Genomic DNA, 11,997 nt, shown 5'->3' with positions numbered 1-11,997 from the left:
GTAAGGAGTTTAAATATGAAATTCCATGAATTTGGTGATAGGGATTTGCCTCCTATCTTGCTGATACATGGCGGTGGCAGTTCTTGGTGGAATTATCTTCGTCAAGCACGGATTTTGTCAGAAGACTACCGTGTTATTCTACCCACTTTGAATGGCCACGGTGAAGAATATCCACTCGATTATATTTCTACGGAAGATTCTGCTTTGGAGATCCTAGACTATGTCAAAGCAAACTGTGGTGGGAAGGTGTTTGCGATCGGTGGCGTTTCACTGGGTGGTCAAATTGCCATGGAACTTTTGTCCTTAGACAGCGAGATAGCTGAGAAGGCCATCATAGATGGAAGCCTCTGTATTTCTCAACCAAGGTTGGCTAAAATCAGCATCTTTCTAGTAGCTCTATTTGGTAAATTGATGTTCAGTAAATTCTCTTGCAAACTTCAATTAAGCATGATGAACAAACTCTATCCTAACCTGGCTTATCCAGAGGAAATAAAAGCTTATTATTTAGAGGATCTGCCAAGGACGCCTATCAAAACATTGGTGACCATTTACAAAACCTATATGGGGCGTTACAAGTTGAAGGACACGATTTCTGCTAGTAAGGCGCAGGTTCTGTATATCTATGGTGAAAAAGAATTAAACTGTGTGAAAGCATCGGCGAAATTATTTCAGCAGCTACATCCAAATACGATTTTGTATGAAGCAAAGGGCTATAACCATGGCTATCTATCGGCTTACCTACCTCAAGAATGGATTGATTTGGTTGAGCCGTTTTTAAAGAGTGATCTATTGGAAATCTGATATGCTGTAAGGAGAAATCTTATGTTAGGAGCAATAGTAGGAGACATTGTAGGTTCTGTTTACGAATGGGGCAATATTAAAACGAAAGACTTTCCATTATTTCGTGAGGATTGTTTTTTCACAGATGACACTGTTATGACCTGTGCTGTTGCTGAAGCAATTCTAAATGGTGGTCAGAAGGATGACTTTATTGATGCCATGAAGAAATATGGTAGGATGTATCCCGATGCTGGTTACGGGGCTAGGTTTAATACATGGATTCAAAGCAATGATTATTCCCCTTACAATAGCTTTGGCAATGGCTCTGCCATGCGTGTTTCTCCGTGTGCTTGGGTGATGGATTGTGGTTTCTATGCACGAACAGGTACTTGGCCATCTAGTAGAAATCTTGCGAGAATTTCTACAGAGGTGACTCATAATCATCCAGAGGGTGTCAAAGGAGCAATGGCGACGTCTGATGCTATCTTTCTGTGTCGTTATTACTTTGGAGGCTACTTTGGCGACTACGAGCAACCAATCAATGATGATCCGGCAGAATGTAAGAGACGCATCAGGGAATACATAGAGAAAGAGTACGGATATAACCTTTCTCAATCACTCGATGACATTCGTCCTAACTATCATTTCAATGAAACCTGTCAGGATACAGTTCCTCAAGCTATCATTGCCTTTCTTGAAAGTACAGATTTTGAAGATGCGATTCGAAATGCCATCTCTCTTGGTGGGGACAGTGATACTCTTGCTGCTATCACCGGAAGTATAGCAGAAGCAGCTTATGGCATACCTGATTGGATTAAAGACAAGGCCTATAGCTATCTTGATGAGCCTTTAAAAGATGTGCTTAGCCGATGGGAGCAAGAAGTTTCAATAACATAACAGAGATTAGATAAAGACAACCAAAAACACTAAAGCGACGAGATAAGTAACAATCTCGTCGCTTTTTGCTTAATAGTTAATGTTGCTATGGATTTATTCAGGCACCTAGTTAGATTTTTGCTGATTCAAGAGGAGGATACAAGTCATTACTGAGATACAGGATACAAGAATCAGATACCAAAGATTTTCAAGACCCAAGCCATGATCTAGCATCAAGCAGTATCCCCAAGAAGCGGGGAAAAGACCCCCTATTCGTTTAAGAAAATCAGGTAGTAAGTTGCTAGGAAACATGATTCCTGAGAGCATAATTGAGGGTAAAAAGACAAGTTGCGCTATCATGGTAAGCTTTGCTTGATTTTTTACAGTAAGGCCCAGTATACTTCCGAAACTCAACGATACGAAAGTGTAGATGCCCAGTGCGAGAAAGAAAAGGGGAAGTTGACTCGGTAGACTTGCTTTAAATAAAATTGGAGCAAGTAGTAGGATCACTAGGCAAGTCATTATTAAATGAACAAAGGCAGAGAGAAGCATGGTCACCAATCCTAAGTGAATAGGCACACCATTTGCTTTATAAATCTTTTTTATGTCGCTTCCGTATGTTTCAATCAAGGAAGCCGGTAAGCCGAGAAAGGCCCCCATGGAAACACTCATAACAATCATTGACTGAATGAGTGTACTACCCATTTCAGGCATAACGGAAGTAAAAATACCACCCATGAGAAGAAAGAAAATAAGCGGTACAATATAGTAAGTAACCAAGAGAGACTTACTTCGTATGTCCAATTTCCACTGTAATGCTAGGCTATATAAGAATCCATTCATTCCGATCCCCTCCTTGCCATTTCGATGAAATGCTGCTCCAGTGTGCCACGATCAACCTTAATATCCAATACCTGGATATTTTTCTGTTTGCATTCTTCCAATAATGAAATCAAAGTGTCCTCGATCGTATCTGTTTCAAAAGATTCCTCTCCGTCCCGGGTCTTTAAATGGATGAAATATTTTCTTCCCAACCTGTCTGTTAGTTCTGAAGGAGTACCACAAAAGACAATCTTTCCACTATTCAAAATAGCAATGCGGTCACATAAGGTTTCAACTTCGGCCATATCGTGGCTTGCCAAAACAATTGTCTTGCCCTGTGATTTGAACTTTCGGATATGTTCATGGAGGGACAGTCTTCCTTCAACATCAAGTCCCGCTGTCGGTTCATCGAGAAAAATAATATCTGGATTACTGATAAGTGCAAGAGCAAGATGTAATCTTCTTTTTTGACCGGTGGATAATTCTATGTATTGCGACTCCTTCATTTCTTTTATGCCAAGGGCCTTTAGCATAGCATCATCAATGTATGTATGATTCCATTTTGCAAAGAGCTTTATGGCTTCCATTGGTTTGATGTGGGCGGGTAGAGAGGAGGACTGTAGTTGAATTCCGGTTTTCCCGTTTACAATTATAGTGCCTTCATCATATTTTCTCAGACCTTCGATACATTCAAGCGTGGTTGTTTTACCAGCTCCGTTCACTCCGAGCAGAGCAAAGATTTCTCCTTGTTTGATTTGAAAAACGAGACCTCTAAGAACCATATTGCTACCATAACTTTTCTTTAATCCAGAAACCTCTATTGCGTCTTTCATGGTTCTACCTCCTCAAGGGGATTGGTTCCAAGCCTTGAAAAATAGACTTGTAAAGCAGGCCCTAAATAATCATTAACGATTTTTTGCTTTTCTTCCCAAGCGTTTGAGGCGGTATCGATATTCCCTATCTCCATCAACTTCGGAAGCATGCTCATATCACCATTTGTAAACTCCATAATCAAGCTCCAGTATTCTTGCACAACCTGTTGGCATTGTTCGCTTTCAGCTGGTACGTTTTCTTTCTGAAGCTCCACGATTTGATCACTTAGGCGGTTCAACCTATCCATAAAATCTTGCCCGCTTTTCTTGTCAAATCGACTGCGTATCTGGTCGAGCGTATCATCATCAAAGCGCTTAATGAGAGAGTAGGAGTCATTCTTCATCTGTAGATTGACGATGATGTCTGCATACTTCTTAAAATTGACCGTCTGTATTTGTAAAACTTCTGCCTTTAACTGCTCTATTGCGACTAAAGAATCCTTAAGTTGTTCAATATTTTTACGAAGAATATCTGCTTGCTCTGTAAGAGCCTTAGCAACATCATCAGGTGTTTTCAAAGAGATCAAACGCCCCTTTATATCCTTGAGAGAAAAGCCTAATGATTTTAATGATAGAATCTGATGGAGTAGCACTATATCTTTATCGGTATAAAGCCTGCGACCTCCCTCACTTTCTGCCGATGGGGAAAGTAGCCCCTCTTTATCGTAATATTGTAGAGTACGGATGGTAATGCCCATTTTCTTAGCAAGTTCCCCCACTGTCATAAATCCTTCCGGAATTGCTCTATATTTAGCCATCATTACCCACCTCCTCATACCTATTATACATCGTTACGTAAGGTCATGAACAAGGATTTTTAATAAAATTTAAACTGTAAATCTTTTAGCATTAATGAAGAATCTCATAAAAAATATAGACTTGATGAATTGGTGAGCTTGTTTTCTATTTCAAAAGGTTATTTGGTCCAATAATAAATATCTGATATGTGAGTGGAAACGTGTTATAATTGAGGATGAGACAAGAGGAGGTAAGCTGGTGAAATTTTTAGCAATCAATCCTATTTAGTAAAAATAATGCTTGAATCTCTATCCTCACGTGTTGAGTATATTAGTTTGCTAAAAAACTATCTTCTATCTAAATATTGAAAGGATTAAGGATGTATCTATTAGAATTTTACCAAAACAATTATTCAAAAGATTTAGTCGTGTTTGATTCTTTAGAAGAGGGAAGAGCCTTTGTAGCGCAAATCCCGGGATATACTTTAGAAAAAGAAGATAGTTTTGATGTGGAGTATTTTAATCCAAAAAATCTACCGGATTATATGGAGATTGTCTTCAATGGAAATATTGTCCCTTTATCTAGATTTTCGTTTAATTCTGAGGAAAATGTGGACATTATTTGGAAAGAAATTTCGAATCTATCCGTTAAAAACGATAAAATGATCGAAGGAGCTACAAAAGTAGATGCATATGTCGTGAATAACGATGAAGTGAAAGCTTATGTCGAAGCACGAGAAGCAAACTTCCGCAAGGCAAAAGTATTCCTAGAAAACAAAGGGTATGAAGTTGACAGAAGCTTTTTCGGAAGTGAAGACGGCGAAGCGATTCTCTACAGAAAACGCGGCACCGAAGATTGGCACTTCTTATGCCACTTAGACCCGCTGTTTGTAGAGATTGAAGATGTCGAAGAATATGTGAAAGAAGCGATGGAAGATATTCAATAGTCAAACAAAGTTCTTTGTGAGTGTATGCCACTGCTTGAGTAGACGGATTGAGCAGTAAAGAGAAACATCTAGCACTATCTAGCTTCTTAAGGAGAAATATCTATCATGAAAATGGAAATCAGGAAAACCTATCTTGTAAAATAAGATTATCGCATTAATTCCTCAAGATATGATTAAACGGATTCCATTTTTTGTTAGAAAACATGCCATTACATGTACTGTTAAGAGAGTTTCGCTCGAGTATCCGGAGTTGTATGCAGTAGCTGAACAAGAAGGCCAACTTCCTGAAAAGGAAGCTCAAGAATTGCAACAAATTCTTACAGATATTTTCCAAGAGAAAATGAACAAGCATAAGATTAAATAAGTTTTGAGATTTATCAATAAGGTGTCGATTGAGCATTAGGAGTTGAGAATGGCTATTGATGGCGTTAATATCATTGACAGTGATCAAGGTTATGATATTTACAATGAGGTAGTTGGTCGCTATAGAGATGGTGAACATGTGACGAATATCATCAAGTATATCCTCGATGCAGAGAAAGATTACTGTCAAACAGACTTTTTTACAGAAATTTATTGGACTGCTCTTGCCTACTCACTGTGGAAGATTGGTCACCTGACAGACGATATTAGAGATAAAACCTTGGAGCTTATCAAAAAAGGGGCTGATCCATTTTGGTTGGAAATAGATTCAAAGGCTTTGAAGCAAAGGCAAAAGGTCTTGGATAAACTTGCTATCCAGTTGCAAACTGAAAATCCTAGACCTCTAAAGGTCACTAAAGCCAAAACTAAACGTAAACCTTATTTTGAAGAAGGAGATCTCCTTACTGTTAAGTTCCAAGATGAGTATGGTCTTGTCTTTGTATCTATGGTTGAGCAGAGTCCTAGAAAGCTTGAGTATCATTTGGCTTGCACACGCCTCTTACAAACAAAAAAGCCCTCCATCGATGATTTTTTGACCAGTCAAATCTCCTGTAAGATGGACAATACAAAGTTTGCTCTCGTTACAGATTGCTGGTTCAATCACAAAGATTTAGGGCAATTATTAGAAAATATTGAAAAAATTGGACAGGTGAAACTTAGACCTTTTAGTCTTTGGATGTTAGCACCTGCCCAAAATTTAGAAGATATTTATGAAGAAATCACTAGAGATAAAGGTTCCTCTGGCCTTCGATTCATCGAAACCTATAAACTTGTCGACGATATTTTTCCAGTTTAATGCTTATGTGATAAAGTGGGAAATGGTGAATCATTCCCACATGCTATGCTGGGCTCTGACTCCATAGCTATCAATCGAACCATCTGAATTGAACTTGGATTCAATCCGGTATCTTTTCCAGAGGTCGTAATCTGCTGTTTGAATAGTCAGAATGAAGTTGGTATCCTTATCAGAGACATTATAATCAGCTGGATTGACTTCAAAGATATCGATTAATTTTCGTGTTTGAAAATCTTGGAGCTTGAGATTTGCTAGCTTGACATGATTGATGGAAATTTTTTCTAGTTGCTTGCTATCCTTAGGTGTTCTGTAATAGGTGATGACGCAGTTTTTGAGTTGATCAGTATCTCTTCCCGTAGGAGTAAGGCTCATAAAGCCACAGGACTGATCATCCCGCTTGACTTCAAGAAGCTGACCGTAGTAGAAGTGGTCGTTTTTGGGATTGGTGATGGAACTCTCTGCGCCTTTATCTCCAAAGGTATAGCCTTGGTCTAAAAGCTCGGAAGCCTTGGTTTCACCGATGATGACAGTGGTATCTTGAATGGTTACTGGAACTGGTTGAGCTGGAAGACCACTCATCATCATGCAGAACATAAAAACATAACTTGTTAAAAAAGTTGTCCCGATAACAGCGTTGGTTGATGCATAGACATGACTGTTATGAAAGTTTTTGCTTATAGCCAGTACAACAAATTTACCAATACTTTTTAAAACCATACTAACAAGTACGATGAAAAATTGTTTTTTCAAACATTCATAAATGGCTTGAGGAAAGCTATTACTATGATAGTAGAGGACAGCCAATACGAGTAGATTTACGATTAAATAGATCAGCAAGAACCAATGAATCTCTTTAAGGGCATTAGCATCAGTGATTTCTTCATAGTCAACGTGAATTCTACCTTGAATGGCATGGCCAAGTTTATAAATCCATTTTGGGACAGCTTTCCCTTGTCTAACAGCAACTACAAGTCTGATATAGAGATAGATAGTAAAAGATAAGGATAGAAAGAAAAGAGCATAAAACCCCAAAATAATACTAGTGAACATTACGGTTTCCCCTATTTAACATTCATTAAAACAATTTCTTAGCTCCATTATAGCATTTTCTATAGAAATAGAGCTAGAAATATCAGTATTATCCTACAAGATTCAAAGGAGAAAAATCATGGGAATGATTGCCAATTATCAATATTTACCAGACAATGAATTAGAACAAATAAAAGCTCTTTCTAACCAAGAAGATGACTTGTTAGACTTTGCTGAGGACTCCGCTGACACTCATGATATCATAATAGATATCGACAAAATGTGGGATGCTCTTCTCTTTGTCATGACAGGATTTAGTAGTTCAGAATTTTTGGATGACAATCCCTTGAGAGAAGCTGTTTTAGGGGTGACTCCTCTAGAGGATGTATCTGAATATATCGCCTATACTGAAAAATCGAGAATTGCGGCTATCAGTCAAGCTTTAGAAGAATTTGATATGGACAAGGCTTTGAAAGACTTTAGTATGGAAGCATGCAAGAAAGCCGACTTGTATCCTGATATTTGGGATTATCTTGAGGAAGAGGAAGAAATCAAGGATGATATTTTAACCTGCTTTGTCAAAATGAAAGACTTTTACAAAAAGATTCTGGAGCTCAATGGAAATGTCCTGGTCACTATTTGTTAGATAGTTTATTAAACATTCCTAAAAGAATAAAACTGCTTGAGGTAATAAATGAACAAAGAAGATTTATTGGCATTATGGAAGGGAATAAACTGGGAAAAACATGAATCGGGGATCTATTTTCTAGGGCGATATCTAAATAAAGACATAAATATTTATTTTACAGGTTACTGTGAACAGGATTTAGTCTTATTATCAGATGATTTGATGACTAGTTTATATAGAAACTTGGAACACCTTGATAAAAAAGCTCAAAAGGTTATCCATGATAATTGGCCTGATAAAGCAGTTACAGAACTGGAATTAAGGGAGTTAATCTTGGATAAAAGTAGTTCTTATGGCGAATTTGCTCTAGGTTATGATGCCGGTGTCTCTCCAGCTGGAGCCCTTTATCTTTTAGTGAAATTCGATAAATATTTTCAAGCTGATAGAGAGCTTGTGTATGAAATTTACTAACTGTCTGACAATAAGAGGTTAAAATCAGGTGATGAAATGAAAGATTTATATAAAGCAATGTTAGGCTTAAATGGTATTGTCCTTGTTACCATTTGTTAAGATTTTATGTCATCCATTAGGAAGGTGGTCAGATGAATCCATATTTACAAGAATATATCACTCGGACAAGGGAATACCATGCTAAAGATGGAAATTCTTCCAGTGTTGCGGAACTCTATGATTTGGCTGATGAATTAGCTAAGTCTGAGGATTTAGAAGCTAAAAAAGTCTTAGTTGACCTCTATGACCAATTGGGTCTCTACACTAGTGCCTATAGCTTATTTACCGAAATCTTAGATAAACCAGACCGAAAACAATTAAAGAAACTGAGCCGTTTACAAGAAATGAGTCAGAGTCATGGCGATCGTTTTGCCCTTCCTCGTCCTCTAAGAAAAGAAGAGAAGAAGCAAAGACAGGACTTGTTAAAAAAATTGCCTCATTTTCTCTATCATCCAGATCCGTTGGGTACAGGTTCATTTGTTGAAGGAGAAGCCAAGGTTTGTCCATCTTGTGGGAAAGAAAGCAATGTTTATTATGCTCTTAGACCCTACAGTATTGAAGAGATAGAACATCTCTGCCCAACTTGCATTGCAAACGGTCAAGCAGCTAAGAAATTCGATGTGGAATTTATCCAAGATGCCGAGTGGCAAGGTGAATTGGATCCAGAAAAGAATCAGCTGCTTTTTTGTCAGACTCCAGGCTACTCTAGTTGGCAGGGAGAATATTGGCTTTCTTGTTGCCAAGATTATTGTGCTTACTTGGGTACAGTTGGAACTCGAGAATTGAAGGCCATGGGAATCGCTGAGCAAGTCTTGGCAGACTATGAAGCGCGTGAGGAATATCAAGAGGTAGAAGACTACTTGGTAAAAGACGGGCCTATCTGTGGTTATTTGTTTAGATGTCTACATTGTCAAAAATACCAGATCTGGGTTGATGCAGATTAATTCGAAATGTGATTCGCTATGAAAATTAAAGAGAAGACTATGGAAGAACTAGAATTATTCGAAGCCGCCTCCAAAGATTTATTAGATACTATACAGGGATTTAAAGACAATCTATCTGTTCAATTTCCCCTATTAGATAGTGATAACTGGCAGTATGATAAGGGATCGATAAAAGTTTGTAAGGCTGATGAGTCAGGATTCAAAAAAAGATGTAGGGTCGGAATCAGCTACAACTTGAAAACCACGTTATCTAATGAAGATGCCGAGCAAATCTGGTTACTGTTTAAAGACTGGTTCAATACTAGCAGATTGAGTCAAGTTGAAAGAAATCCTAATAATGAGGATTTGGGAAGATATGTCTTCTTAGCAAGTTCCCCTCTAGGTGATCAGGTAGATTGTTCCATTTATTTGCCTAATGAGTGGAATATCCCTCAGATTAGCTTTTCAGGCTATCTAACAGCTCGTTATAGGGCTTGTGAACTTGATAAATAGCAAGAATAAGATGGAGGTTTTTAGAGATGAGAAAGATTAATTGGGACAAGATAAAGACTCGCTTAGATGCCTTGCTAGTCATTGACGAATATCTGACAGATCCGAGTGAGGATTGGCTCAGACTCGTGATTAAGACTGAGGAAGACTATGGAGTCCGCTATCTTATTGATAATGGATCTGGTGATTCTTTAGATGTGATTTCGACTGATAAAATGATCCTTATAAAAGGCTTTGATCATGAAAGTAGTTTAAGCCAGTTTGGTGCTGACGAGTGGAATCAAGATATCATCGATAGTTTTTATAAAGGACTGGATGAAAAGTATATCTCACTTTATTCAGAAGAACAAAAAGATGAAACAACCTTCTTTATCTGGTATGACGGTCACGCGCATCAACAGACTTACCAAGATCAGGATGGCGGAGAATGGTTGCTCTCTTACCTTTTTGATAGCTTTGAGAGATTTCATGAGTTTGTGACTGACTATTATGAAATTACCGTAGATGAAGCCTTGTTAAGTAAACTATACAATCATGGATATCTTTCAGAAGTAGAATTGGAGCAATTAATTCATAATTCCTAGATTAGATAAAAAATCAGGCTTATTCTTATTTGGATAGGCCCTTAAAGCGATGGGATAAGTACATCTCAGTAAACTAATATGTACAGTGAGAAAGGATTTCCCTATGGGATTTTTCGATAGATTTAAAAAGAGAGATGATAGTTATAAAAGAGAAAAAGTTATAGAGGTTATCACAAATATTTTAAAAGATATTCACTTAAAAAATTATGAAGATATAAAGAATTATGTTGACGAATTTGAGATTGACGATTTAAATGAATTCTTTGGATATGTTGAAAAAACACTTGAATTAAATGATTTTGACACGATTGATGAATATGGAGTGGCATGTAATTTCCATCCACCTTATGAGTATTCTCAATTGGAGATTTATGATTATAATGACCATTCTGGGTTTGCCGTTGACTATGAGATGACTTCTAATTCAGAATTAGTGGATATGACCCTTCAATTAGAATTTTTATATACCAAAGATGGCTATAAGGTGAGATTTCTTAATATTGATTCAGATTAGTAAGGACCCCCATGTTAAAATCGAATAAGCTAATTATTTTTTTAATTTCTCTACCTTTTCTGATGGTCATTGTTTTCTATTCTCTTAGTGAGCATCCTGGATACAGTGATGATGGGAATTTCGTTAGAAAACATGAGGCTGCTATTAAGAGTGAGATCATCGCACACTTAGCCCAGGAAAAGCAGGACATAGAATCTGTAACCTTATTACCAAATACTGCTAGGGGCGAGTATGATAATGGTGGTGATGTGAGTGGACATTACCATATCTATTTTACAGCCTACGTCAATCATAATCGCGAGCGAACGATAAACGTAGAACTATTCTTCCCCGATGCCAGCATTCCCCCTTTTACCTTGTTTCCTCCCAATCCTTATAAAGACAAGGGAAAAAAGATGTCCAATTGGTTGATGGGGAATATTGAAGTATCGGAAGAAATCTCTAAATAGAAATAAGAAGAAGTCATGATGAATAGAATAGTAGACGAACAGATCACTCTTATTCCCTATTATAGGAATGATGCCATCTCCCTTCTTTGGTATCAAGATAGTGAGGTTTGCAAACAAGTGGATAATACTGATCAGATTTACGATGTAACAAAACTTCATAAAATGTATGATTACCTAACTTCACATGGTTCTTGCTATTATATCCAATATGAGGGAGTGTTAGTTGGAGATGTGACACTTCAAGATAATTCAGAGCTTTCTATAGTGATCAGCAAAGAGTATCAGAATTTACAGATTGGAAGACGATGTATTTCTGAAATGATACAACTGGCCAAAGAGAAAGAAATGGTACAGGTCTCTGCTCAAATTTATCCTTTTAATACTCAAAGTCAAAGAATGTTTTTGGCTTTGGGATTTCAGAAAGTAGATGAAGAGTGGTATGAATATCAGTTGTTTTAGAATAGCTGTGTATTATTTTATGTATTAAAATAATAATCCTTATTTTAAATACTAAAGAATATTAAAGTAAAAATAAACTCATTAAAAAATCTAATTGACATAGGAGAAGAAATTGCCTATCTTCTATGTTTGTAACCG

General features: G+C 37.3%; 17 protein-coding genes. 13 read left to right on the top strand and 4 right to left on the bottom strand.

From position 1 onward, the window contains the following. Nucleotides 1–15 precede the first annotated feature (15 nt). Both NML76_RS02195 and NML76_RS02190 read left to right on the top strand, forming a co-directional pair. Nucleotides 16–801: an alpha/beta fold hydrolase gene (locus tag NML76_RS02195; RefSeq protein WP_254732568.1), complete on the top strand. Its 786-nt coding sequence runs from the start codon at nt 16–18 to the stop codon at nt 799–801. Nucleotides 802–822: 21 nt separating this feature from the next. Beyond that, nucleotides 823–1,677 (top strand): ADP-ribosylglycohydrolase family protein, encoded by an 855-nt coding sequence (locus NML76_RS02190; RefSeq protein WP_254732567.1) that lies wholly within the window; start codon nt 823–825, stop codon nt 1,675–1,677. Nucleotides 1,678–1,782: 105 nt separating this feature from the next. Here NML76_RS02190 and NML76_RS02185 read toward each other — a convergent pair whose 3' ends face one another. The 3 genes from NML76_RS02185 to NML76_RS02175 are packed head-to-tail and all read right to left on the bottom strand — an operon-like array spanning nt 1,783 to nt 4,111. Beyond that, the gene (locus NML76_RS02185) at nt 1,783–2,499 is read right to left on the bottom strand and encodes an ABC transporter permease (RefSeq protein ID WP_254732566.1); all 717 of its coding nucleotides are present in this window, start codon (nt 2,497–2,499) and stop codon (nt 1,783–1,785) included. Continuing rightward, a complete protein-coding gene (locus NML76_RS02180) occupies nt 2,496–3,311 on the bottom strand; it encodes an ABC transporter ATP-binding protein (protein WP_254732565.1) in 816 nt (271 codons plus the stop codon). Before NML76_RS02180 ends, NML76_RS02185 begins: the two co-directional genes overlap by 4 nt. After that, entirely contained in the window at nt 3,308–4,111 is an 804-nt protein-coding gene (locus NML76_RS02175) for a MerR family transcriptional regulator (protein ID WP_173019380.1), read from the bottom strand. Before NML76_RS02175 ends, NML76_RS02180 begins: the two co-directional genes overlap by 4 nt. Nucleotides 4,112–4,467: 356 nt before the next feature. Between NML76_RS02175 and NML76_RS02170 the strand changes: the two genes are divergently transcribed. From NML76_RS02170 to NML76_RS02160, 3 genes are all read left to right on the top strand, one after another. After that, nucleotides 4,468–5,034: a hypothetical protein gene (locus tag NML76_RS02170; RefSeq protein ID WP_049472763.1), complete on the top strand. Its 567-nt coding sequence runs from the start codon at nt 4,468–4,470 to the stop codon at nt 5,032–5,034. A 169-nt stretch (nt 5,035–5,203) separates the two neighbouring features. Then, nucleotides 5,204–5,398: a hypothetical protein gene (locus NML76_RS02165; RefSeq protein WP_155199490.1), complete on the top strand. Its 195-nt coding sequence runs from the start codon at nt 5,204–5,206 to the stop codon at nt 5,396–5,398. A gap of 48 nt (nt 5,399–5,446) precedes the next feature. Then, complete coding sequence (locus NML76_RS02160; protein WP_155199491.1) at nt 5,447–6,253, top strand: hypothetical protein; 807 nt, start codon at nt 5,447–5,449, stop codon at nt 6,251–6,253. A gap of 30 nt (nt 6,254–6,283) precedes the next feature. Here the strand turns inward: NML76_RS02160 and NML76_RS02155 are convergent, their stop codons facing one another. Continuing rightward, nucleotides 6,284–7,303 carry a hypothetical protein gene (locus NML76_RS02155; RefSeq protein ID WP_254732564.1) on the bottom strand — a complete coding sequence of 340 codons (1,020 nt, stop codon included), beginning with the start codon at nt 7,301–7,303 and terminating at the stop codon, nt 6,284–6,286. A gap of 118 nt (nt 7,304–7,421) precedes the next feature. Here NML76_RS02155 and NML76_RS02150 point away from each other — a divergent pair, with 118 nt between their 5' ends. The 8 genes from NML76_RS02150 to NML76_RS02115 all read left to right on the top strand — a co-directional run bounded on the left by NML76_RS02150 (nt 7,422) and on the right by NML76_RS02115 (nt 11,859). Next, nucleotides 7,422–7,928, top strand: coding sequence for a YfbM family protein (locus NML76_RS02150; RefSeq protein ID WP_254732563.1), 507 nt, complete (start codon nt 7,422–7,424; stop codon nt 7,926–7,928). Between the two features lie 48 nt (nt 7,929–7,976). Next, nucleotides 7,977–8,381: a hypothetical protein gene (locus NML76_RS02145; protein WP_155171665.1), complete on the top strand. Its 405-nt coding sequence runs from the start codon at nt 7,977–7,979 to the stop codon at nt 8,379–8,381. A 131-nt stretch (nt 8,382–8,512) separates the two neighbouring features. Next, the gene (locus NML76_RS02140) at nt 8,513–9,364 is read left to right on the top strand and encodes a CbrC family protein (RefSeq protein WP_254732562.1); all 852 of its coding nucleotides are present in this window, start codon (nt 8,513–8,515) and stop codon (nt 9,362–9,364) included. An 18-nt stretch (nt 9,365–9,382) separates the two neighbouring features. Further along, a complete protein-coding gene (locus tag NML76_RS02135) occupies nt 9,383–9,856 on the top strand; it encodes a hypothetical protein (RefSeq protein ID WP_254732561.1) in 474 nt (157 codons plus the stop codon). Between the two features lie 26 nt (nt 9,857–9,882). Continuing rightward, nucleotides 9,883–10,437: a hypothetical protein gene (locus NML76_RS02130; protein ID WP_151378982.1), complete on the top strand. Its 555-nt coding sequence runs from the start codon at nt 9,883–9,885 to the stop codon at nt 10,435–10,437. Nucleotides 10,438–10,540: 103 nt separating this feature from the next. Further along, complete coding sequence (locus NML76_RS02125; RefSeq protein WP_061455498.1) at nt 10,541–10,951, top strand: hypothetical protein; 411 nt, start codon at nt 10,541–10,543, stop codon at nt 10,949–10,951. 11 nt (nt 10,952–10,962) lie between these two features. Continuing rightward, the gene (locus NML76_RS02120) at nt 10,963–11,400 is read left to right on the top strand and encodes a hypothetical protein (protein ID WP_254732560.1); all 438 of its coding nucleotides are present in this window, start codon (nt 10,963–10,965) and stop codon (nt 11,398–11,400) included. A gap of 18 nt (nt 11,401–11,418) precedes the next feature. Further along, on the top strand, nt 11,419–11,859 hold the full coding sequence (locus NML76_RS02115; protein WP_254732710.1) for a GNAT family N-acetyltransferase: 441 nt from the start codon (nt 11,419–11,421) through the stop codon (nt 11,857–11,859). Nucleotides 11,860–11,997 lie beyond the last annotated feature (138 nt).

The sequence above is a fragment of the Streptococcus sp. CF8_Ac1-9 genome (assembly GCF_024295565.1).
Lineage (GTDB): Bacteria > Bacillota > Bacilli > Lactobacillales > Streptococcaceae > Streptococcus > Streptococcus parasanguinis_X.
Note: the sequence above shows the minus strand (reverse complement) of the source record. Positions and strands in the feature narration are given on the sequence as shown.